At 69.0% G+C, this 21,633-nt stretch carries 19 protein-coding genes and 1 pseudogene; 11 read left to right on the forward strand and 9 right to left on the reverse strand.

Features of this window, described 5'->3' with window-relative positions:
• From ABZ909_RS33305 to ABZ909_RS33320, 4 genes are all read right to left on the reverse strand, one after another.
• Positions 1 to 591: a TetR/AcrR family transcriptional regulator gene (locus ABZ909_RS33305; protein ID WP_357007698.1), complete on the reverse strand. Its 591-nt coding sequence runs from the start codon at positions 589 to 591 to the stop codon at positions 1 to 3.
• 11 nt (positions 592 to 602) lie between these two features.
• On the reverse strand, positions 603 to 1,568 hold the full coding sequence (locus tag ABZ909_RS33310; RefSeq protein WP_357007701.1) for an NADP-dependent oxidoreductase: 966 nt from the start codon (positions 1,566 to 1,568) through the stop codon (positions 603 to 605).
• Positions 1,565 to 2,011, reverse strand: a complete 447-nt coding sequence (locus ABZ909_RS33315) for a nuclear transport factor 2 family protein (RefSeq protein ID WP_357007704.1) — start codon at positions 2,009 to 2,011, stop codon at positions 1,565 to 1,567. Before ABZ909_RS33315 ends, ABZ909_RS33310 begins: the two co-directional genes overlap by 4 nt.
• Positions 2,012 to 2,244: 233 nt before the next feature.
• Complete coding sequence (locus ABZ909_RS33320) at positions 2,245 to 3,753, reverse strand: carboxylesterase family protein (RefSeq protein WP_357007707.1); 1,509 nt, start codon at positions 3,751 to 3,753, stop codon at positions 2,245 to 2,247.
• Between the two features lie 519 nt (positions 3,754 to 4,272).
• Between ABZ909_RS33320 and ABZ909_RS33325 the strand changes: the two genes are divergently transcribed.
• Positions 4,273 to 7,707: a protein kinase gene (locus ABZ909_RS33325; RefSeq protein WP_357007710.1), complete on the forward strand. Its 3,435-nt coding sequence runs from the start codon at positions 4,273 to 4,275 to the stop codon at positions 7,705 to 7,707.
• Between the two features lie 247 nt (positions 7,708 to 7,954).
• A complete protein-coding gene (locus tag ABZ909_RS33330) occupies positions 7,955 to 8,389 on the forward strand; it encodes a helix-turn-helix domain-containing protein (RefSeq protein ID WP_357007713.1) in 435 nt (144 codons plus the stop codon).
• Between the two features lie 47 nt (positions 8,390 to 8,436).
• Here ABZ909_RS33330 and ABZ909_RS33335 read toward each other — a convergent pair whose 3' ends face one another.
• On the reverse strand, positions 8,437 to 9,219 hold the full coding sequence (locus ABZ909_RS33335; RefSeq protein ID WP_357007716.1) for an SDR family oxidoreductase: 783 nt from the start codon (positions 9,217 to 9,219) through the stop codon (positions 8,437 to 8,439).
• Between the two features lie 97 nt (positions 9,220 to 9,316).
• Here ABZ909_RS33335 and ABZ909_RS33340 point away from each other — a divergent pair, with 97 nt between their 5' ends.
• Together ABZ909_RS33340 and ABZ909_RS33345 are read left to right on the forward strand one after the other, a co-directional pair.
• Positions 9,317 to 9,940: a TetR family transcriptional regulator gene (locus ABZ909_RS33340; RefSeq protein ID WP_357007719.1), complete on the forward strand. Its 624-nt coding sequence runs from the start codon at positions 9,317 to 9,319 to the stop codon at positions 9,938 to 9,940.
• A gap of 11 nt (positions 9,941 to 9,951) precedes the next feature.
• A pseudogene (locus tag ABZ909_RS33345) lies at positions 9,952 to 10,112 on the forward strand (DoxX family protein); the annotation flags it as partial.
• Here ABZ909_RS33345 and ABZ909_RS33350 read toward each other — a convergent pair.
• On the reverse strand, positions 10,100 to 10,687 hold the full coding sequence (locus ABZ909_RS33350; protein ID WP_357007722.1) for a helix-turn-helix domain-containing protein: 588 nt from the start codon (positions 10,685 to 10,687) through the stop codon (positions 10,100 to 10,102). The pseudogene ABZ909_RS33345 and the gene ABZ909_RS33350 sit on opposite strands and share 13 nt — an antisense overlap.
• Before the next feature lie 161 nt (positions 10,688 to 10,848).
• Here ABZ909_RS33350 and ABZ909_RS33355 point away from each other — a divergent pair, with 161 nt between their 5' ends.
• Positions 10,849 to 12,267 carry an MFS transporter gene (locus tag ABZ909_RS33355; protein WP_357007725.1) on the forward strand — a complete coding sequence of 473 codons (1,419 nt, stop codon included), beginning with the start codon at positions 10,849 to 10,851 and terminating at the stop codon, positions 12,265 to 12,267.
• A 97-nt stretch (positions 12,268 to 12,364) separates the two neighbouring features.
• Here ABZ909_RS33355 and ABZ909_RS33360 read toward each other — a convergent pair whose 3' ends face one another.
• Complete coding sequence (locus tag ABZ909_RS33360; RefSeq protein WP_357007728.1) at positions 12,365 to 12,505, reverse strand: hypothetical protein; 141 nt, start codon at positions 12,503 to 12,505, stop codon at positions 12,365 to 12,367.
• Between the two features lie 131 nt (positions 12,506 to 12,636).
• On the opposite strand from ABZ909_RS33360, the gene ABZ909_RS33365 reads away from it, so the two are divergent.
• Complete coding sequence (locus ABZ909_RS33365) at positions 12,637 to 13,047, forward strand: DUF1707 domain-containing protein (protein ID WP_357007731.1); 411 nt, start codon at positions 12,637 to 12,639, stop codon at positions 13,045 to 13,047.
• Between the two features lie 65 nt (positions 13,048 to 13,112).
• Positions 13,113 to 13,553 carry an NUDIX domain-containing protein gene (locus tag ABZ909_RS33370; protein ID WP_357007734.1) on the forward strand — a complete coding sequence of 147 codons (441 nt, stop codon included), beginning with the start codon at positions 13,113 to 13,115 and terminating at the stop codon, positions 13,551 to 13,553.
• An 8-nt stretch (positions 13,554 to 13,561) separates the two neighbouring features.
• Here ABZ909_RS33370 and ABZ909_RS33375 read toward each other — a convergent pair whose 3' ends face one another.
• Positions 13,562 to 14,014 (reverse strand): nuclear transport factor 2 family protein, encoded by a 453-nt coding sequence (locus ABZ909_RS33375; protein ID WP_357007737.1) that lies wholly within the window; start codon positions 14,012 to 14,014, stop codon positions 13,562 to 13,564.
• Between the two features lie 250 nt (positions 14,015 to 14,264).
• Between ABZ909_RS33375 and ABZ909_RS33380 the strand changes: the two genes are divergently transcribed.
• Positions 14,265 to 15,032 (forward strand): DUF72 domain-containing protein, encoded by a 768-nt coding sequence (locus tag ABZ909_RS33380; protein WP_357007949.1) that lies wholly within the window; start codon positions 14,265 to 14,267, stop codon positions 15,030 to 15,032.
• 159 nt (positions 15,033 to 15,191) lie between these two features.
• Here ABZ909_RS33380 and ABZ909_RS33385 read toward each other — a convergent pair whose 3' ends face one another.
• Positions 15,192 to 16,430, reverse strand: coding sequence for a helix-turn-helix domain-containing protein (locus ABZ909_RS33385; protein WP_357007740.1), 1,239 nt, complete (start codon positions 16,428 to 16,430; stop codon positions 15,192 to 15,194).
• Positions 16,431 to 16,607: 177 nt separating this feature from the next.
• Between ABZ909_RS33385 and ABZ909_RS33390 the strand changes: the two genes are divergently transcribed.
• From ABZ909_RS33390 to ABZ909_RS33400, 3 genes are all read left to right on the forward strand, one after another.
• The gene (locus ABZ909_RS33390; RefSeq protein ID WP_357007743.1) at positions 16,608 to 18,185 is read left to right on the forward strand and encodes a GMC family oxidoreductase N-terminal domain-containing protein; all 1,578 of its coding nucleotides are present in this window, start codon (positions 16,608 to 16,610) and stop codon (positions 18,183 to 18,185) included.
• On the forward strand, positions 18,182 to 19,879 hold the full coding sequence (locus tag ABZ909_RS33395) for an aldehyde dehydrogenase family protein (protein WP_357007746.1): 1,698 nt from the start codon (positions 18,182 to 18,184) through the stop codon (positions 19,877 to 19,879). Before ABZ909_RS33390 ends, ABZ909_RS33395 begins: the two co-directional genes overlap by 4 nt.
• A gap of 108 nt (positions 19,880 to 19,987) precedes the next feature.
• Complete coding sequence (locus ABZ909_RS33400; protein ID WP_357007951.1) at positions 19,988 to 21,625, forward strand: long-chain fatty acid--CoA ligase; 1,638 nt, start codon at positions 19,988 to 19,990, stop codon at positions 21,623 to 21,625.
• Positions 21,626 to 21,633: the final 8 nt, after the last annotated feature.

The following is a 21,633-nucleotide window of genomic DNA, read 5'->3' on the forward strand; positions in this document are numbered from 1 at the left end:
TCAGTTCGGCGGCCGCCCGTCTATCAGGTCCTCGGCCAATGCTCTGAGCCGGACGGCCGGTCCGCCCGTCGGGTAGATCCCGCCGACCGCGAAGGCGCCGACGATGGCGAGATGGAGTTGATCGGCGAGCCGATCGCCGTCGGTGACACCGAGCCGTGCCGTCAGCGCGCGGAGCCGCCGCGCGAGTTCGTGTTCGTGCTCGGCGCACCGCAGCCGGATACGCTCCGATTGCGCACTGCTGAATTCCGCGGCTGTGTTGACGAAAGCGCAGCCGCGGTAGCCCTCGCGCGTCGCGACGTCCTGGATCCAGGCGAGCTGGGCCTCGAGTTCGTCCCGCGCGTCGGCGTGGCGCGACGCGGTCCGGTCCCATCGGGCCCAGAACCTGTCGTCGCGCTGCTGCAGCACCGCGAGAACGAGGTCGTCCTTGGTGGGGAACCAGCGATACAGGCTCGCCTTCGCCATCCCCGCCCGCCGCACCACCTCATCGACGCCGATGGCACGCACACCGTTGTCGTAGAAGAGGTCGGTCGCGATGCCGACAAGCTTGTCGCGCACCGCGATACCACGCAGCTGTTTGGGCTTTTCGGTCACGCTCGCTCCGGTTAGTTCACCACGATCGCGGCCTTGCCGAAGCCGCGCCGGTCCTTGACCCACCGCTGGGCATCGGCGGCCTCGGTGAGATCGAACTCGGCGCCGACGACGACGCGCACCGCGCCCGAATCGACCAGCTCCGCGATGGCCGCGAGGGCCGTGGGGTCGGGTTCCACCAAGCACGAGGCCGCGCGGATACCTCGCTCCGCCGCGGCGGCCTGATATCCCTTGACCGACCATGCGGTCGACAAGGCGATCGCGCCGCCGGGCGTGACGCGGTCGAACAGTGAAGCGCCGAAATCGAATCCGACCAGATCGATCGCGGCGTCGACCTTCCCGATCGCCGTGACAGCGTCCGCATCGGTGTAGTCCACGCAGGCGTGCGCGCCCAATTCGCGCAGTGCGGCATGATGATCGGGACGCACCAGGGCGGTGACCGTGGCTCCCCGTGCGACCGCCAACTGCACCGCGAGGTGACCCACGCCGCCGGAGGCCCCACTGATCAGAACGTGCTGACCGGCGCGTACCCCGGCAGCGTCCAGCATCTGCCAGGCCGTCAGCGCGGCCATCGGCAAGCACGCCGCCTCCGCGAAGGAAGCCGACTTCGGCATCGGCACAAGCTGATACGCGGGCACGGTCATGTACTCGGCATACGTGCCCGCGGGATAGGGGAACCAGGCCAGACCGTAGAGGCGGTCGCCCACGGCATAGCGAGTTACTCCGTAGCCGACCGCATCCACCACACCGGCGACGTCCCACCCGGGAATGCAGGGCAGCCGCATGGACTGCTCGTAGCCGGAATTGTTGCCGGTGTGCATGTCGATCGGGTTCACGCTGGTCGCCCGCACCGCGATGCGGACTTCGCCCGCGGCGGGCTCCGGCCGTTCGACGTCGGCGATCTCCAGTGGCGATCCCCAGTTCTCGTGCCGAGCCGCGCGCATGGTGGTAGTGCTCGGCCGGCGAGCGCCGACGATCATGACGCCCGCACCAGGGCGCTCGCGTCGACGCCGCACTGACGGGCGACCCCGGCGACATCGAAGTGGAAGCTCTCCCAGCTCACCCGGCCGTCCAGGAAGCGGAACAGAATGAAGACCGGCACCGAGACCCGATTGCCGTTCGGCACTGCGCCATTGAAGGTGAACGCCGGAGTGAAGGCGATCTCGCCCCAGCAGCACAGCGTCTCGTCATCGAGTCCGTGGCCATCCAGCCGGACCTCGTAGTCGGGCGCGAACGCGAACCATCCCGTGATCGCGCCCTCGACCTCGGCCCCGGCGTAATGGGATCCGAGCGACGGCGATTCGAGCACGGCGTCCGGGTGGTATACGGCCATTGTGGCCGCCACGTCCTGTCGGCTTTTCGCCTGTGCCAATCGTTCGACGATCTGGACGGCTTCCCGCGCGTCCAGTGCCTGCGAAACCATGTTCGACTCGCCTCCATCGGGCCAAGATCGAGACTGATCTGTCTCGATTTCAAGGTACCGGCGGGGCCGCGCTCGCGTCAAGCCGGGCGTGCGCCGAGCGGCTTCGGACGGTGCTTTGCATGCCGATCACGCCGCCCGGATTCATTGGGGCCCAACGCCTCTCGCGGAATCGAGCAGGCACGCTCGACGCGGGCCGCAGGTTCCTGACCTGCGGCCTTTGTCATTTCATGCCGCTATACCGCAGCGCTGGAGGTGAGCTTCGCCCGGCGCAGGGCGCGCAGTTCGTCCGCGCGGGGGTCGGCTACCTCATGGGATTCCGGGGCGTCGAAGACACGGACGGCGCGGGTGGTGGTGTCGAAGCGGGACCAGCCCGGATCGCCGTGGGTGGCGAAGCGCACCCAGGCGCGATGCACCTCGTCGGCCAGGGGTTGCGGTGGGTTCGGGCCGATCAGGGTGTGGGCGGCGGCGAGTTGGTCGAAGGCGAAAGGGATCTCGATGACATGGCAGGCGCCCAGGTCGGCGATGGTTGAGCGCCAGGCGAATTCGTAGACGTAGGCCGGGTTGCCCGCTGCGGCGGTGGATTCCGCGATGCGCATGGCGTCATCGCGGAAGACCAGGTCGGTGAGGACCGCGGCGAACACGTCCGCGGGTGTGGCGTTCGGGCGGTTGGCGGCGTAGCGCTCGGCGACCGACGGATCCAGGCCGTAGCGTGCGAGGAAATGCGGCAGCGTCTGCTCGGTGATTCCGGCGGCGAGACCGGAGGGGAAGGTGAAGAATCGGAATTCCTCGGCGGTCCATCCGGTGAGCAGGGGCACGGTCCGATGCGGTTGGGCGGCAAGGATATCCGTCGGACGGTCCGGGATCACATCGCCGTCGATCATCGGGAAGAAGCTCATGATGCCGAGTCCGTTGGCGACGATCGACGCACCCCAGCGGTCCGGATCCGGGTCGGTCATCAGCGCCAGGGCGAGTGCATCCTGGGCGCTGCGCAGCTCCTCCGGTCCGAGCCGGCCGAAGGCGGACGCCGTCGGTTCGATGCCGAGCAGATCGGCCAGCTGCCGCGCCACCTTGCCCGCGTCCTCCGCGGTGGCGACCGCGGAACCGTTGGCGCTCTGTGCGATAGCGCGCCGGAACAGCCCGCGTGCCCGCGGTGACGCGAGCAGCGCCACCACACTCATCCCGCCCGCGGATTCGCCGAAGACCGTGACATTGCCGGGATCGCCGCCGAAGGACGCGATGTTCTCGCGCACCCACTCCAATGCGGAGATCTGGTCGCGCAGACCACGATTCGACGCGGATCCCGGAACGGCGGCGAACCCGGAGATGCCGAGCCGATAATTGATCGACACCACCACGACGCCGTCGCGCGCGAAGGCGGTGCCGTCGTAGATACGCCTGGCGTTCGACCCGCGGACGAACGCCCCACCGTGAATCCACACCAGCACCGGCAGACCGGACCCCGTGTGATCGGGGGTCCACACATTGACGTTCAGATACTCGTCACCGGGGATCCCGTCGCTGCCGATGAGGGCGTGAATCGGTGCCGGATACGGGGATTGCACACAGGTGGGTCCGAATTCGAGGGCTTCGCGCACCCCGGACCAGGCCTCGACCGGTCGTGGGGCTTCGAACCGGGCGGGCCCGATCGGTGCTGCCGCGTAAGGGATGCCGAGGAATCGGGTGACGCCGCCCTCGCGCGTGCCCAGAACCTTGCCGCCGGTGACGGACACGATTTCTGCCATCTGAACTCCTTCGCCGACTTCAACTATCGCGCAGCGTTCGCTGGGGGGAGCCGATTCCGGCGGTCTTGTCTTGCGGACCGCTGTTCCGGTTATCGGACCACGCACCGAACGACTCGCCTCCCCGGAATCGGGGAAGCGGTCTCCGTGGACGTCAGAGCAGTGCGGGGTCGCTCCGGAGCGGCTTCCCCGTCCGAATAGGCTCGGCGGGGGCTGCGCGCCGGCCCCTGCCTGTCCGGACTGGATCCTTCCGCTGCCACAGCACCAGCCCGTCTCGGTCACCAACGCGGCCACGCGCGCGCTCGCCGAGGGCGGTCGCTGGCCCGGCCGCTGTTGAGCCTGGCGTGGTCGCTGGGCGCGCCGTGTGTGGCCGCGGTCGGCTATCGGCGCGCGAGCCGCCGCCGAGAACCCAAGGTGGTGGCGATCCCCTCGCCCGGTGCGGGAAACAATCCGCGGATCGGGCATACCCGTGGTTACGATCGGGGTATCGGGGCCCAACTCGTCAGGGCAAGTGAGCGGGGCATGGTCGAACGAAATAGCGACGGTACGCAGCCTGACCTGCGGATAGGGGTCGCCGAGGAACTCGCCGCGGCCGGGCTCGACGATGCCCTGGAGATCGGGCGGGGTGGTTTCGGGGTCGTCTACCGGTGTCACGAGCATTCGCTGGATCGGCTGGTCGCGGTGAAAGTGCTCGATACGCGGTCGAGCGGGGATGAGCGGGCACGGTTTCTCCGCGAACAGCGGGCGCTGGGCCGGTTCGGCGGGCATCCGCACATCGTCCAGGTGCTGTCCGCCGACGTCACCGTCACCGGGCGGCCGTATCTGGTCATGCCGTTCTATGCGCTCGGGTCGCTGCAATCGCGGATTCGGGAGCGGGGACCGCTGTCGTGGCAGGAGGTGCTGTCGGTCGGGGTGAAGATCGCCGGTGCGCTGGCGGCCGCGCACGGGCACGGGATCGTGCATCGCGATGTGAATCCGGCCAATATCCTGCAGTCCGACTATGGCGAGCCGTTGCTGAGCGATTTCGGAATCGCCCGCATCAGTGGGGCCTTCGAGACCGGGTCCGGACTCATCGCCGGCACACCGGCGTTCACCGCGCCCGAGGTGCTGCGGGGCGCCGAACCGGCCGAGGCCGCGGACATCTACGGATTGGGCGCCACACTGTTCTGCCTGCTCACCGGGCACGCCGCCTTCGAACGCCGCGAGGGCGAGTCGATGGTCGCACAATTCGTCCGGATCACCTCCGAGCCGGTGCCCGACCTGCGGCAGAGTGATGTGCCGGCGGCGCTGAGCTCGGCGCTGGAAACCGCTATGGCACACGATCCTTCGGACCGGCCGGAGACGGCCCGGGAGTTCGGTGACCGGCTGCGCAAAATCGAATTCGCCTCCGGGCTCGTGGTCGACTCGATGGCGCTGCCGACCGATGTCGAAGCCCAGACGGTCACACCGCCGGTTCCCGTCCCGCGGCCGCGTTCGAGCCCGGCGCCGACGCCGTCCACTCGGTACCGTCCGCCGAGCTCGCCGCGGCAGCCGGTACTGCGCGGCCGCCTGCTCGACCGGCTGCGGGAAGGGCAGGGCCGGCGGCTGGTATTGATCCACGGACCCGTCGGATTCGGGAAGAGCACGCTGGCCGCGGAATGGGTGGATGTGCTCGCCGCCGAGGGCGTTCGAGCGGCCTGGCTCAGCGTGGACGATGATGACGACAATGTCGTCTGGTTCCTGACCCATGTGGTGGAGGCGATCCGCTACGCCCATCCGGGTGTGGCCGCGGATCTGGAACAGCTGCTCGAGGAGCATGCCAGTGATGCCGCGCGGCACGTCATGACCACCCTCATCGACGAGATCCACAACAGCGGCCAGAACGTGGCGCTCGTGATCGACGACTGGCACCGGGTGACCAGCGCCGCGACCGTGGCCGCGATGGAATTCCTGCTCGACCACGGCTGCCATCACCTGCGGGTGATCGTCACCAGCCGCAGCCGCACCGGACTTCCGCTGGGGCGCATGCGGGTTCGCGACGAGCTCACCGAGATCGACGAGTCCGCACTGCGATTCGACGACTCGGAAACCGCGGCATTCTTCGCCGACACCAGCGGGCTGACCCTCGCCGCGGACGAGGTCGAGCGATTGCGCGAATCCACCGAAGGGTGGGCGGCGGCACTGCAACTGGCCTCGATGTCGCTGCGTGGCCGCGACGATCCGGGCGCGTACATCGATCAGATCTCGGGACGGCACTACGCCATCGGGGAGTACCTGATGGAGAACGTCGTCGACACCCTCGAACCCGAACTGCTCGAATTCGTCATGCGGACATCGGTTCCGGTGCGTATCAACGGTGACCTCGCCGAGGCGCTGACCGGCGTGAGCAACGGCCAGGACATGCTCGAACAGGTGCGGCAGCGGGATCTGTTCCTGCGCAGCATCGATGACGATCTGCGCTGGTTCCGCTACCACTCGCTGTTCGCCGACTTCCTGCGCGAGCGGCTGATCCGGCAGCACCCGGGACTGCTCGAGGAACTGCACTTCACCGCTGCGCAGTGGTTCGAGGCCCACGACATGCTCACCGAGGCCGTCGATCACCTGCTCGCCGCGGGCGAACCCCAGCGGGCCTGCCGGCTGGTCGCCGAGCACGCCGGGCAATTGATAGAGCAGTCGCGCATGGGGACGCTGCTCGGGCTGGCGGCCAAACTGCCAGGCTCGCTCACCGCGTCGAATCCGCAACTGCAGGTACACATCGCGTGGGCGAACGTCGCCGTACAGCGGCCGGCCGCCGCGGAGACCGCATTGGAACGCGCCGAGAAGGCGCTCGCGCTGGCCCGCGACCACGATGGCGAATCCGCCGACCTCGAGCTCGAGATGAAGCTGGTGCGCATCGGCCTGGCGCTCGCCACCGACCAGACGGCGGAACTGGCGCCGGAACTCGCGCAGGCACGGGATTCGGTGCGGCCCTTCCTGGCCCACGGGCTGGCAGTGGGGGCGATGATCTCGGCGCTGTATCGCTTCGACTTCGCCGAGGTGCACAGCTGGTATCGCTGGATCGAACCGTACCGCGACCGGGCGCGCGGACCGTTCGGCGCGGTGTACTGCGACTGTGTCGACGGGAGCGCCGCCAGCGAACAGCTCGATGTCGGCACTGCCGAGTCCCGGTTCCGCACCGCGCTCGGTCAGGCGCTGCAGACGGGCACGAAATCGCAGGCCACCCGGCTCGCCAGCGCGCTGCTCGGCGAATTGCTGTACGAGAAAGGCCAATTCATCGAGGCCGAGGAACTGCTCGCGGGCGGGCTCGGCGTCGAAGGCGGGGCGGTCGAGTTCCAGATGGCGGGCTACGGCACCGCCGCCCGCCTGGCCGCGGTGCGCGGCGATATCGACGCCATGAACGAGCGATTGGACGAGGGAGCCAAGCTCGCGGCGAACATGAACCTGCCGCGGCTGGCAGCCCGCATGATCAACGAACGCATTCGACTGGGTCTGCCGATCACCGACACCGACCGCCGCGACCTCGAACATCTCGAACCGTATACCGCCCACCCCGATGCTCCCACCGCGGTGGCCGCGGAACTGGCCCACGACTCGGCCATCCGGCTACTCCTCGGCAAGGGCACCTCGACAGCGGCCGAACAGGCATGCCGGCAGGCGCAGCGCCTCGTCGACGTGATCTCCACCCAGAACCGCCCTCGCGCGCTCACGAATGCCGAACTTCTGTACGGCTGCTGCCTGTCGGCCGCCGGCCGGACCGCGGACGCCGCGACGTTCCTCGAGCCGACCCTGACCCGCTGCGCCGAACAAGGCCTGGTGCGCCTTGTCGTCGACACCGGTGCGCAGCTGCAACCGGTAATCGGAACCCTGTACGGCGCAACGACATCAGCCCAGCAGCTGATTCGAGCCTTCCTCCGTCAGGTGCTCACCGAGTTCGAAGACGTACCGCTCCACCGCAACAACTCACCTGAAAACGGTTGACACGGTACCGGGTCGGCTTCGCGAGGGAATCGCAGGTCCGCACCCCCGGGCTCGGCGTTGGGGTCGGAAATCCGGGTGAGTCCGGAGTTCGGCGCGGTCGGCATCCAGCGATCGGCCGGTCGTCTGTGCGTGCGATTCCAAGGCTTGGCACGCCGAGGGAGCGGGATTGGCGGGGGATTCGCGCGAACTTGTGGCAACCTTGCCGGGGCTTCAGCGAAGGCTGAGATTGCGGATCGAGGAGTGGCGCATGGCGAAGATGGGTAGGCGGAAGCGGTCTCGGCTCATCACCCAGGGGATGATCACTTCCGGGAAGACGGTGGGGGCTGCCGTCGTGGAGTCTGCGGAGGCGGTGGTTTCGCGGGTCGCGGAGCCGATCGACGCGGACGGCCCGGTCGCGGTTGTCGCGGAGATCTCGGAGCCCGTTGCCGCGGGCGCGCCGGATATCAAGGCACTGGCCGAGCGGGTGAAGGCGCGGCGGCGTGAGAACGGGTGGACGCAGGCCGAGGTGGCCAAGAAGGGTGGGCCGTCGGCCGGGGTGATCAGTCAGATCGAGCGGTGCCTGGTCGAGGCGCCCGCGGGGGACGTGCTGGGCAAGCTGGATGCGGCGCTCGAGTGGGTGGCGGGGACGGCGGACGGCATTCTGCGCGGGGCGCCGGCCGGAATGGCGGGTGCCGGAAAGTAGTTGCGACAGCAGGCCCCGATCGGATCGTCGATCGGGGCCTTGCCGTACTACGTGTGGGCCGCGCCGTCGATGCGGATTTCGGTGCCGCTGATGAAGCGGCCGTCGTCGGAGACCAGCATGGCGATGACGCCGGCCACGTTCTCGGGGCCGGCCAGTTCGGCCGGATTGTCCTGGGGGAGAACGGCGATCAGGCGGCCGAACAGCGACCAGTCGGCGTCCTGGGGGAGATAGCCGGGGGTGGCGTCGGTGATGCCGGACTTGATGCCGCCGGGGGCGACGCTCACCGCGCGCAGGCCCTGCTTGCCGTATTCGAGGGCCAGGACGTGGGTCAGGGTCTGGATCCCGCCCTTGCTGGCGGAGTACGCGGCCATGTACGGGTGGGCGAAGTTCGCCGAGGTCGAGCTGAAGTTGACGACCGTGCTGCGCGGGTTGGCGAGCAGTGCGGGCAGGGCCTCGCGGATCACCAGGAAGGTGCCGGTGAGGTTGACGCTGATGATCTGGTTCCACAGGTCCAGCGATGTCTCGTGGGTGTGGGCCGCGCGCAGAATTCCCGCCGCGTTGACCACCGCGTCCAGTCCGCCGAGGGCGTCGATGGCGGTGCGCACGCCCGCGACCACCTCGGACTCCACGCCGATATTCATCTCGACGGTGGTCAGCCGCGCGGCGGTGCCCGCCTCGGCGGCCTGCTTGCGGGTCAGGGCGAGGCCCTCGGCATTGACGTCGGCGCCGGCGACGACCGCGCCTTCGGACAGCAGACGGAGGACGGTGGCCTGGCCGATACCGGATCCGGCGCCGGTCACCAGAATGCGGCGCTGCTCGAGACGGTTCATGGATCACTTCCTGATCGGTGGAACAGTTTCTGACACGATATGCCGAAAATGGCACGCCGCGCCATCAAACGTCTTCGACCTCGGTACAGTTCCCCGGGTGACGAGCGAGCGAAACCGTGCCGGACGCCCGGCGCTCAGCGAGACCCGCCGTGCGGCCACACGCCGGGAGGTGGCGCTGGTGGCGGCCCATCTCTTCATCGAAAACGGTTATGCCGCAACGACCGTGGACGAGATCGCGGCGGCCGCCGGGATGGGGCTGCGCACGTTCTACCGGTATTTCGCCGGGAAGGAGGACGTCGTCGCGCCGCTGCTCGCCATCGGAACTCAGGCCTGGGCCGACGAACTCGCCGGCTGCCCGCCCGAACTGTCGCTGCGGGAAGCCCTGAGCCGCTCGTATCGCACCGCCACGGTCGGCACCCTCGCGATCGAGGGCATCGCCGAGAGCCGCCTGCGCCCGCTGGTCCGGGCCGCAACTCAACTGCCCGCTCTGCGTGCGACCTGGCTGCGCGTTCAATACGACTGTGAAACCCAGCTCATCCCGATCATCGCCGCCCGCACCGGCCGCCCCGCCGACGACCTGGACGTCGCACTCGCCGCCGCCATGGCCAATACCGCCGTCCGCCTGGCGACCGAACTCTGGGCGGCGGGGGAGGCGTCCGGTTCCGCCGCCGACGTCGTCGACACCTGCCTCGCGCGCCTCGCCGCCCACAGCTTGCTCTAGCACCCGCCGCCATGCGCCTCGGCTACTGGCGGCCGGGTCCCGGCAGGATGGTCGTCGATGCCGACGACTACTCGGGTCATCGCGTCCACGCGTGGTTCGGCTCGACCCGAGGTCGTTTCCCTTGCTGGAGAGCGGTTTCGGCTGGGTTCGGGAACAGCTCTACGACCGCTGAGCGTCGGCCGGGGTGGCGCGCAGGCCGTCGAGGGTCACCGAGATCAGGCGTTCGGCGGCATCGGGTGTGGTCTCGCAGGCGACGCCCAGCCCGTGCCCGAGCCTGATCAGATCGCGCGGCTCGATGTCGGTGCGGATCGTGCCCGCGTCCCGCGCCGCCTGCACCAGTAGGGAAGCCGCCTCGGTGATCGCCACGCGGCACAGCGTGAAGGTCGGCGTGTTGTGGTCCATGCCCGCCTTCAGGGTGGTGGCGAGGACGCGATTGGCCATCACCCACTCCACCTGTTCGCGCAGCCAGTATTCGAAAGCCGTTCCGGCCGTGTGGGTTTCGAGGAGGTCGTGGGCGCGTTGGCTCAAATGCTCGATGCTGGAACGGTAGACGGCCTCGATCAGCACCTCGCGATTGGGGAAGTGCCGATACAGGGTGCCGATCCCGACCCCCGCCCGGCGCGCGATCTCCTCGAGCGGCGCCTCGGGGCCCAGTTCGGTGAAGGCCTGCTGGGCGGTGGTCACGATCCGCTCATAGTTGCGGCGCGCGTCGGCGCGCATCGGCTTTCCGGTCGACGGTGCTTCCACGAACCCTCCACTAGAAACGGATGGACCCTCCGGTTAGACTTGCACAAATGGAGGAACCCTCCATATGATAACTCCATCGGAAACGGAGGCTTCCTCCGTTTGTATCCCATTCGATGGAGCATTCTTTGTCGACCACTCTTCCTTCGAACGCTGCCGTGCGCGTGCCGGCACCCGCTCGAGCCCCCGGGCTGCGGTCGGGAATCGTGCTGGCCACCCTGTTGACCTGCCAATTGATGATCGTCCTCGACATCACCGTGATGAATGTGGCGCTGCCGCGCATCCAGACCGATCTGCACTTCAGCGCCACCGGACTGTCCTGGGTGATGAACTCCTACAGCCTGGCCTTCGGCGGATTACTGCTGCTCGGCGGGCGCGCCGGTGACCTGTTCGGCCGCCGCAACCTGTTCATCGCCGGCGCCACCCTGTTCACCCTGGCCTCGCTCGCGGGCGGGCTGGCGCCCTCCGCCGGCTGGCTGCTCGCCGCGCGCGTCGTGCAGGGCATCGGCGGGGCAATGGCCGGACCCAACACACTCGCCCTGCTGACCACCACCTTCAGTGATCCGAAAGCCCGGATGCGCGTACTCGCGCTGTTCTCCGGAATGTCCAGTGCCGGTTTCGCTATCGGCCTCATCGTCGGCGGGCTGCTGACCGAATGGCTGAGCTGGCGCTCGGTGCTCTTCATCAATGTGCCGTTCGGGTTGATCGTCGTGGTGCTGGCACTGCGCTACCTGCCCAGGGCCGAACGTCAGCCGGCCCACCTCGACCTGCCCGGCGCGCTGACCGCCACCACCGGTGTGGCCGCTCTCGTCTACGGCTTCATCAACGCCGCCTCGGACGGCTGGGAGACTGCCACCACCGACATCTGCCTGGCGGCCGGCGCGATCCTGATCGCCGCGTTCCTCGCCATCGAATCCCGTGCGGCCCAACCGCTGCTGCCGCTGCGGCTGTTCGCCGACCGCAATCGTGCCACCGCCTACGCGAACATGTTCCTGGCGCCGATGGCGGGCATGTCGATGTTCTTCTTCCTCACCCAGTTTCTGCAGGACGTGCTCGGATTGAGCGCGCTGGCAACCGGTTTCGCCTTTCTGCCCACCGCCCTGCTGATGTTCACCATGATCCGGCTGATCCCGCGCCTGCTGCCCCGCTTCGGCCCGAAACCGGTGACCGTCACCGGCGCGGCCCTGATGGTGGCCGGCCTGGTCCTGCTCACCCAGCTGACAGCCGACAGCGGCTACTTCCCGCTCCTGTTCATCGCCATGATCCTGATGGGATGCGGTATCGGCCTGGCGGTTTCGCCCCTGAACGTCATCATCATGTCGAATGTCGACACCCACGAGGCGGGCGCGGCCGGCGGCGCACTGCAAACCCTCCAGCAGACCGGCGCCTCCCTCGGCCTGGCCATCCTGGTCACGGTCTTCGGCACCGCTTCCCGCGATGCGGGCGGCTCGCTCCAGCACGCGCTGGTCGGCGGCATGACCACCGCCTTCGCGGCCGCCGCCGCCATCGCGGCCCTGACCTTCGTCGTCGCCCTCACCTTCCGGGCCGTCGGTCCGGTGACCGCAGCGGCCCGGCGCGGCTAGTCCCGGCGATATCCACGTCCGGGCAGGTCACCGGCGTGCGGTAAAGGGTTTCATTGAACGATCGGCCCACCACGATTCGTGGTGGGCCGATCGTCGTCTACTGAATCCCGTTGCCCCACACCGAGGTCAGCCACACCTGCCGGACGGTGGCCATGCTGCGGGCGGCCGCCGCGATGACGCCGGCCCCGTCGACCTCGGCCGGATCGGATATCAGCCGGGCCGCTACGGAATCGAGCACCAGCGCTGAACAGCATCCGGAGAGTTCCGTAATCGGTTCACCGTGACCGCCTTTCCGGGTGCTGTCGCTTCTCGTCGCGCTCCTCATTCACTCGCGTGCGCGGTTGGGCCCGGGATGGCAGGATCGGGATGGTGAGTGAGCCGGTGCACCCCAACGACATTCGGATCTCCGATGCCGAAAGAAAGAAGCTCGAGGAGACGCTGCGCCGCGCTGTGGACGCCGGCGTGCTCGATCTCGGTGAGTTCGACAGCCGGGTGCAGTCGATCTGGCAGGCTCGTACCCGGGGCGAGCTGGCCAAGGTGTCCGCTGATCTGCCCGAGATCAAAGAGCCGGGGCCATCGGGCGGGCGGATCGCCATGACGGTGCTGACCATTGTGTGGTTGTCGCTCAGCGGGCTGAACTTGATCGTGTGGCTGTTGCTGGGTGTCACGCTGGAGTGGTTCTATCCGTGGTGGGTGTGGGTGCTGGTGCCGCCGGGGGCGGTGCTGGGGACCTTGTGGGCGTGTGGAATCGGGCGGAAGTCGGGCGGATCACCCCGCTGAGCCCCCGATCGGCGACAATGTCGGCAACAAGAACGACAGCGCCGGTACGGAATTGGGGTCGGAGAGTGACGGATCGTTACCGCAGCATCATCGATGTCCACATCGTCCTGTGGCGCGATGGCCTGGTTCTGCTCGGCGAGCGCGCGAACACGGGCTACGGTGACGGCTGGCTGAATCTACCCAGCGGCCACCTCGAGGACGGCGAATCGGTGGTGGACGGCGTGATCCGTGAAGCCATGGAAGAAATCGGAATCACCATCGATCCTGCCGATCTGCGCTTCGCACACGTACTCCACCACCGTGGCGAGTCCGGGGCCGCCCGCATCGGCTTCTTCTTCGAAGCGCTCCGCTGGACCGGAGAGCCGGTGAACATGGAGCCCCACAAATGCGCCGGCCTGCTCTGGGCCGACCCGAATGCCCTGCCGCCCAATATCATCCCCTACCAGGCCGCGGGCGTCCGCAACTGCCACCTCGGCACTTCCTTCGCCCTGCACGGGTGGGAATGACCCGCCCGTCAGCTCTCCTGTGGGGCCGGGGTGCGCAGGTGCCGACTCGTGTCGCCCGTCAGCGTGATCTGCACCTGGCGCTCGGCGAACCGCCACTGCCCGGCACTGCGCTCGAAGCGGTCCCGGTAGCGGCCGGCCGCCACCGGCTGCAAGGGCAGGTCCGGCGTGGCCTGGAAAACCGTGAAATAGGAACGCGCCGTGGCGGTATCGGCATCCTCGTCGAATTCGACGGCGATGTTCGTGGTGACGTGATGGGTGCGCGGCGTTCCGTCCTCGTACATGATCACCATGCCCCGGAACATCTTCTCGATGCGCTCACTCCCCGCGACCGACCCACTACTGCCGCCGAACACACCGTGCGCGAACAACGCACCCACTCCAGCGAAATCCCCACTATCGACCAACTCGGCATACTTCGCGATCAAGTTCGTCACGGCAGTTGTATCAGCGGCTGAGCTCATGCCATCCGAGAGTAGGCCACAGCCACCCCGCTCACGGTGCCTGCGCGTCGATCGACCGTCCTGGGTATGACGTGGGGCGGCCTCGTGGCGCCCGCGGGCGCCACGAGATTACTCGACCGAAGCTGATCGATCGAAAAGTTGTGTGAAACACAAAGATTTCACTGTCTTGCCGGACCGGTAGTGGGACAGTGGGGTATGGCCTCCGGAGGTTTGCTCTCGTGATGCGCGGCCGGGGTGGCGAGCCGTGACGATGTTCGTCGGGACATCGGGGTGGCAGTACGCCGACTGGCGGGAGCTGGTGTACCCGCGAGGGCTCGGGCAGCGGCGGTGGCTCGAGGTGTACGCGCGGGCGTTCGGGGCCGTGGAGTTGAACGCGGCCTTCTATCGGCCGGTGGCGCGGACGACCTTCGAGGGATGGCACGGGCGGACGCCGGAGGATTTCGTGATGGCGGTGAAGGCCAGTCAGGTGATCACCCACTATCGCCGGCTGCGGGACGTCGAAGTCCCGCTGGAGCGGATGATCGATGCGGCGCGCGGACTGGGGAATCGGTTGGGGCCGATACTGATTCAGCTGCCGCCCACCCTGCCCGCCGAACCCGAGCGGCTCGACCGGGTGCTCGGGCTGATCCCCGCCGAGCTGCGCGTGGCGGTCGAGCCGCGCCACGAGAGCTGGTGGGACGACCGGGTCCGGGCCGTGCTCGAAGCGCACCGTGCGGCACTGTGCTGGGCCGACCGGCTCGGGCGGCCGATCACGCCGCTGTGGCGCACGGCCGACTGGGCCTACGTCCGTTTCCATGAAGGTCGCGGCCGGTCCGCGCCTCGCTACCCGGAACGCGTTCTGGCCGAATGGGTCCGGCGCATCGAGGACACGTGGGATCGGAATCTCGACGCCTATGTCTTCTTCAACAACGATGCCGGTGGCGCGGCCGTCCGCGATGCGATCCGGATCGGTGAGCTGGTCCGTGCCGCGGGACGGCCGGTAGCCCGCACGCCCGATCGACTCCCGCTGGCGCCGTGACGCCCGGCATCAGCGCGGCGGCGGGGCCGGGCTGATACGCCGGGTGCCGGGTGCCGGGTGTCGACGGTGATCCCCGGCAGTTCCTGGGTCGGTTCGTCGAGTTCGCGGCGCAGCTGGGCGAGGAAGTCGGGTGATCCGGACGCTGAACCCGGTTGCGGCTCAGGCCGGATCGAATCCGGCGAGCCGCGCGGCATGCAAGGCTATGTACAGCTCGGCGGCGGCTTTCGGGTCCGAGCACCGGCGATCGGTCAGCGTCTCGATCCGCCGCAGCCGGTAGTGAATGGTGTTGCGGTGGTAGTGGAGCCGTTGCGCCACTTCGGTATTGGAGCCACCGCATTCGAACCACAGCTCGAGGGTGTCGAGGAGGGTGTCGCGTTCCTCCGGCGGCAGTTCGAGTACCGGGCCCAGGACATCGTCCGCCAATTCCCGGGACGCCGTGGGCGCATGCGCGAGGACGAGGGGGATCGGCGTGCTGCCGTACGCGGTCACGGTCGGGCTGCCGGGTGGCGCGCACCGCCCCGCGAGTTCGGCCTCGCGCAGGGCGGTCCCCGCGGATCCCGGCGTCGGGAAGGGACGGCTCACCCCGATTCGCCCGGTCGCATGGGCGCGCAGGCGCGACAGCACCCGTTCGTGCGAGCGTGCGGTGGCCACATTGAGCAGCCCGATCCGCGCGCCCGGCTCGGTGAGCCAGATCGACTCGACGAAGTCGGCCCGCAGCCGATCCTCGATCCCGAACAGCGGTTCGATTGCGCCGGAATCGGTTTCGGCGTGCACGACGACGAAACTGCCCAGTGGCGGCAGGTGCAGGGCCCGGGCGATGTCGCGCTGGGTGGGATCGTCCGCCTCGCCGTCGAACAGCCGCCGCAGCATGGCGCGACGCTCCACGTCGTGGCGGCGGACCCGCTCGGTGAGGTAGTCGGCGTACGCGTCGGCGGCGGCTCCGGAATAGTCGTCGAGGAGCCGCCACATCTCCGAGCCGAGCTGCGGCAGCGCGTCCAGATTCGTCCCCCGCGCCGTGACGAGCGCGCGTTCCCACAGCAGCCGTCCCGCCAGCCGGTACGCGTGCAGCACCGCCGCGATCGGCACGCCCAGTTCCGCCTTGACCCGGCCCACCACGGTCGCCGGTTGCAGCCGCCGCCCGGCGCTCCCGGAGAGTTGTTCGAGCAGGGCGGCCAGATTGTCGCGGACGACGAGGTGCAGCTGCGCCTCGGTGAGGGCGGCCTCCGCGTAGGCGTTCTCGCCGGTGAGGATGCGGCCGACGAGTTCGGTGGTGAGGTCGTCGACCTCGACGAGCAGGGTGCGCGCTACCGCGGTCGAACCGCTCGGTGCTACCACGGTCGAACCGGTCGGCGGCACTGCGGTGGAGCCGTTGCGCGGCGGGCCGGTGAGCGCTGTCATGGATTCGATAGTAGGCACTTGCTCTCGACGCCTACTGTGCTCCAGCACAGTCGGCCGGGCGGCATCGGCAAACCCGCGCACATGGTGGGCGGATGCACCTGACCCGCAGTATCGACACCGACAGCGACAGTGACCCGGGTCATAGCGGACCCGGGTCGATCGATGAGGTGGAGAGAGGTGCCGACCGTGTACGACTACATCGTCGTAGGCGCGGGGTCCGCAGGATCCGTGCTGGCCAGTCGATTGTCCGAGGATCCGGCGATCCGGGTGGCCGTGATCGAGGCCGGGCCGCGGGACACCGCCGAGGAGATCCACCTGCCGGTCGCCTTCCCGTCCCTGTTCAAGAGCCCGCTGGACTGGGACTACGACACGGAACCCGAACCCCGGCTGCACAGCCGCCGCGCCTACCTGCCGCGCGGCCGCGTCCTGGGCGGATCCAGCTCCATGAACGCCATGATCTACATCCGTGGCGCCCGCGCGGACTACGACGCGTGGGCCGCGGCCGGCGCGGACGGGTGGAGCTACGACGAGGTGCTGCCGTACTTCGTGCAGGCCGAGGACAACGAGCGCGGCAAGGACGCCTACCACGGTGTGGGCGGGCCGCTGTCGGTCAGTGACAGCCGGTCGAATCATCCACTGGGCGAAGCATTCCTGCGTGCCGCCGAACAGGCCGGGCACACCCGCAACGACGATTTCAACGGCGTCACCCAGCTCGGCGTCGGCCGCTACCAGGTGACCCAGCGCAACGGCATGCGATGCAGTGCCGCGGTCGCCTACCTGCACCCGGCGCTGGAGCGGGAGAACCTGACGGTCATCACCGATGCCCTCGCGCACCGGATCGTCATCGAGAACGGCCGGGCCACCGGTGTGGTGATCGGCCGCGGCGGCAGCACCGAGACCATTCGGGCCCGGCGTGAAATCGTGCTGGCCGCAGGCGCTTACGGCTCCGCGCAGCTGTTGTTGCTGTCCGGCATCGGCCCGGCCGAACAGCTGGCGGCCTTCGGCATCGAGACCGTTCGCGATCTGCCGGTCGGGCAGAACCTCCAGGACCACCTGTCGGTGTTCCTCAATTACCGCACCGACCGCGAATCCCTGATGACCGCGCTCACGCCCGAGAACCTGGGCCTGCTTCAGGAATCCGGCCGCGGCCCGCTGACCTCGAATATCGGTGAGACCGGCGGCTTCCTCGAAACCCGTACCGGACTGGCGGGCCCGGACATCCAGTTCCACCAGGCCCCGGTTCTCTTCCACGGTGAGGGCATGGGCGCCGCGACCGAGCACGGCTACGCGTTCGGCCCCTGCCTGATCAACCCGACCAGCCGCGGCGAACTGACCCTGCGCTCGGCGGACCCGGCCACCGCGCCGCGCATCCGCCACAACTACCTCGACACCGAGGCCGACCGCGCGAGCATCATCGCCGGACTGCGCAGCGCCCTCGACATTGCCGACCAACCCGCGCTGCGCGAGCTCACCACCGGCGAATTCCTCACTCCCGCTGGTGATTCCGATGCCGAGCTGCTCGACTTCGCGGCCCGCACCGCCCAGACCCTCTACCACCCCACCTCTACCTGCGCCATCGGCTCGGTCGTGGACCCGCGCCTGCGCGTACTGGGCGTTGCGGGCCTGCGCGTCGCCGATGCCTCGGTCATGCCGTCGGTGGTACGGGGCAATACCAACGCGCCCACGATCATGATCGGCGAGAAGGCCGCCGTCATGCTCGCCGAGGACGCCGACTCGGAAGGAAGCGCATCGTGACGACCACCGCCGCGGCGAGCATCGACGCCGCCGTCTCCGCACTACGGCAGGGCGAAATCGACTGGGGCCGAACCGCGCTGCCCGCACGGCGGCAGCTGCTCGACCAGATTCACGCCAATACCGCACGCTACGCGCGGGAGTGGGTCGAGACCGCCGCCCGCATCAAGAAGCTGCCCCTGGACTCGCCGCTGCTCGGCGAGGAATGGGTGAGCGGCCCCTACTCGCTGCTCACCGGCGCGGCCGCGCTCGCGGAATCGCTGCTGGCACTGGAGCAGGGCCGCAGTCCGGTCGACGGCTACCCGATCCACGCCGCCCCCGGCGGCCGCACCGCGGTCGACGTCTTCCCGCACGGCGTCTTCGATTGGCTGTTGCTCAACGGATTCCGCGCGGAGGTCTGGACCAGGCCCGGCGTCGACGCCGAAACCGTCCGCGCCCGAGCCGGTCTGGGGCAGCTCACCCCTGCCGAGACCGGCGGTGTGGGCGTGGTCCTCGGCGCGGGCAATATCTTCTCGATCGCGCCGCTGGACGTGCTCTACCAGCTCTACGCCGACAACCGGGTGGTGGCGCTCAAGCTGAATCCGATCACCGATCCGCTGCTGCCGGTGCTGGAGAAGATCTTCGCTCCCCTGATCGAGCGCGGCTTCGTGCGCCTGCTCACCGGCGGCCCCGAGGTCGGCACGGCACTGGTGCACCACGCCGGCGTGGACGCGGTGCACATGACCGGCAGCGCGCTCACCCACGACGCCATCGTGTTCGGCACCGGTGAGGAGGGCGCGCGGAACAAGGCCGCCGGCACACCGAAACTGGACAAGCCCATCACCAGTGAACTGGGCGGCGTCTCACCCACCATCGTGATCCCTGGCCGCTGGTCCGACGCCGACCTGCGGTTCCAGGCCGAGCACCTGGCCACCCAGCGCCTGCACAACAACGGCTACAACTGCGTCGCCGCGCAGGTCGCGGTGATCTCCGCGGACTGGCCCCAGAAGGACCGGTTCCTCGCTGAACTGCGTGCCGCGCTCGAGCGGGCTCCGCAGCGTCCGGACTACTACCCGGGCTCGGCCGCCCGCGTCGACGGCGCGCGCACCTCCTATCCCGACGCCGAGCGGATCGGCGCGCGCACCCTCATCACCGGGCTGGCGCCGGACCGGGCCGAAACCGCGCTGCACACCGAGTATTTCGCCCCGGTGCTGGGCGTGCTCGAATTGGGCGGCGACGCAGCGGAATTCCTCACGCAGGCGGTGCGTGCGTCCAACGAGGAGTTCGAGGGCACCCTCGGCGTCAACATCATCGCCGACCCCGCCACCATCGACCGGCTGGGTGAGCGCTTCGACCGGGCCATCGCCGACCTGCGGTACGGCACCGTCGCCATCAACGCCTGGACCGGTCTCGGCTACCTGACCGCCCGCGCCTCGTGGGGCGCCTTCCCCGGGCACACCCTCGCCGACATCCAGAGCGGAATCGGCGTGGTACACAACGGGTTGCTGATCGCCGATCCGGAGCGCACCGTGGTCCGCGGCCCCTTCCGCCCCGCCCCGCGATCGCTGCTCCGCGGCGAGTTCGCGCTCTCCCCGAAACCGCCGTGGTTCGTCACCAATCGCACCGGCGCCACCACCCTGCGGCGACTGACCGACTTCGCGAAGCGACCCGGCGCCGCCGCACTGCCGGGCATCTTCGCCTCCGCGCTGCGCGGCTGAGCGCAGCGAACCGGGCCGGGCGCGCCACGTCCGCGCCCGGCCCGGTTCACCCGGGCCGTACCCGAGAAAGACATCTGCACAATGACTTACGACGAGCTCGACCTGCCGATGCTCAGCACCATGCAGGACGAACCGCTGTCCCTGGCCACCCTGCTGCGCTATGCGAGCACGGTGCACGCCGATGCCACCGTCCGCACCTGGACCGGCACCGAATCCCGCGTCCTGACCTACCGTGAACTGGGGGAGCAGGCGGCCCGGCTCGCCCACGCCCTGACCGCGCTGGGCATCGGCCGCGGGGATCGCGTCGGCACCTTCATGTGGAACAACAACGAGCACCTCATCGCCTACTGTGCGGTGCCCGCGATGGGGGCGGTATTGCACACCATCAATATCCGGTTGTTCCCCGAACAGCTCACCTTCGTGACCGACCACGCGGCGGACCGTGTCGTGATCGTCGACGCCTCCCTGATCCCGGTGTTCGCGCCGGTACTGCCGACCCTGCGCACCGTGCGCCACGTCATCGTCGCCAACGGTGACGCCTCGGCGCTGCCCGCACCCGAGGGCGTTACCGTCCATCGGTTCGACACCCTGCTGGCGCAGTATCCGGGCACCTTCGACTTCCCGGTCCTCGACGAGCGCTCGGCCGCCGCCATGTGCTACACCTCCGGCACCACCGGGGACCCGAAAGGTGTTGTCTACTCCCATCGTTCGAACTGGCTGCACTCCATGCAGGCCTGCACCACCGATGCCATGGGCGTGCGCGCCGGTGACCGGATGCTGGCCATCGTGCCCATGTTCCACGCCAACGCCTGGGGTCTGCCCTATGCCGCGCTCATGGCCGGGGCGTCGCTGGTGATGCCCGACCGCTTCCTGCAGCCGGAGCCGCTACTGGCGCTCATGGCCGCCGAGCGGCCGAGTTTCGCCGCGGCCGTGCCGACGGTGTGGAACGGCGTGCTGGCAGCCGTCGACGCGCAGCCGCAGGACCTGACCCATCTGCGGGCGGTCGTGGTCGGCGGTGCCGCGGTGCCGCCGCAGCTGATGCGCGCCTTCGAGGAACGGCACGGCGTGCGCATCATCCAGGCGTGGGGGATGACCGAGACCTCCCCGCTGGGCGCGCTGGCCTGGCCACCCGCGGGCCTCGACGGCGAGGCCGCCTTCGCCTACCGGATCACCCAGGGCCGCATCCCGGCCCCGGTACAGGCACGGCTCATCGGAGACGATGGCGCCGAGCTGCCCCGCGACGGAAAAGCGGTGGGAGAGCTGGAGGTTCGCGGCCCGTGGGTCACCGCCTCCTACTACTCGCCGGATGCCGCGGGAATCGGCGCCGACGCCTTCCGCGACGGCTGGCTGCGCACCGGCGACGTCGGCACCATCAGCGCCGACGGCTACCTCACCCTGGTCGACCGGGCCAAGGACATCATCAAATCCGGCGGTGAATGGATCTCTTCGGTCGATCTGGAGAACGCGCTCATGGCGCACCCCGATATCGCCGAGGCCGCCGTTTTCGGTGTGCCGGACGAGAAGTGGGACGAGCGCCCCGTCGTGGCCGCCACACTGCGCGCCGGAGCCGAACCCGATGCCGGTGCGCTCCGCGCGTTCCTGTCCGGCAAGATCGCGAAATGGCAGCTCCCCGAACGCTGGACGTTCGTCTCCGAGGTGCCCAAGACCAGCGTCGGCAAGTTCGACAAGAAGGTGCTGCGCGCCCGCTACGCCGCCGGTGAACTCGCCATCGTCGTCCCCGACTGACACCGGAG

It is taken from the genome of Nocardia sp. NPDC046763 (assembly GCF_040645495.1).
Classification (GTDB): domain Bacteria; phylum Actinomycetota; class Actinomycetes; order Mycobacteriales; family Mycobacteriaceae; genus Nocardia.

Excerpts from the sequence above, each read along its gene's own strand:
- ABZ909_RS33315 (WP_357007704.1), bottom strand. The coding sequence starts at position 2,011 with ATGGTTTCGCAGGCACTGGACGCGCGGGAAGCCGTCCAGATCGTCGAA.
- ABZ909_RS33380 (WP_357007949.1), top strand. The coding sequence starts at position 14,265 with ATGTTCGTCGGGACATCGGGGTGGCAGTACGCCGACTGGCGGGAGCTG.
- ABZ909_RS33335 (WP_357007716.1), bottom strand. The coding sequence starts at position 9,219 with ATGAACCGTCTCGAGCAGCGCCGCATTCTGGTGACCGGCGCCGGATCC.
- ABZ909_RS33310 (WP_357007701.1), bottom strand. The coding sequence starts at position 1,568 with ATGATCGTCGGCGCTCGCCGGCCGAGCACTACCACCATGCGCGCGGCT.
- ABZ909_RS33375 (WP_357007737.1), bottom strand. The coding sequence starts at position 14,014 with ATGAGCTCAGCCGCTGATACAACTGCCGTGACGAACTTGATCGCGAAG.
- ABZ909_RS33325 (WP_357007710.1), top strand. The coding sequence starts at position 4,273 with ATGGTCGAACGAAATAGCGACGGTACGCAGCCTGACCTGCGGATAGGG.
- ABZ909_RS33320 (WP_357007707.1), bottom strand. The coding sequence starts at position 3,753 with ATGGCAGAAATCGTGTCCGTCACCGGCGGCAAGGTTCTGGGCACGCGC.
- ABZ909_RS33385 (WP_357007740.1), bottom strand. The coding sequence starts at position 16,430 with ATGACAGCGCTCACCGGCCCGCCGCGCAACGGCTCCACCGCAGTGCCG.
- ABZ909_RS33330 (WP_357007713.1), top strand. The coding sequence starts at position 7,955 with ATGGCGAAGATGGGTAGGCGGAAGCGGTCTCGGCTCATCACCCAGGGG.
- ABZ909_RS33400 (WP_357007951.1), top strand. The coding sequence starts at position 19,988 with ATGCTCAGCACCATGCAGGACGAACCGCTGTCCCTGGCCACCCTGCTG.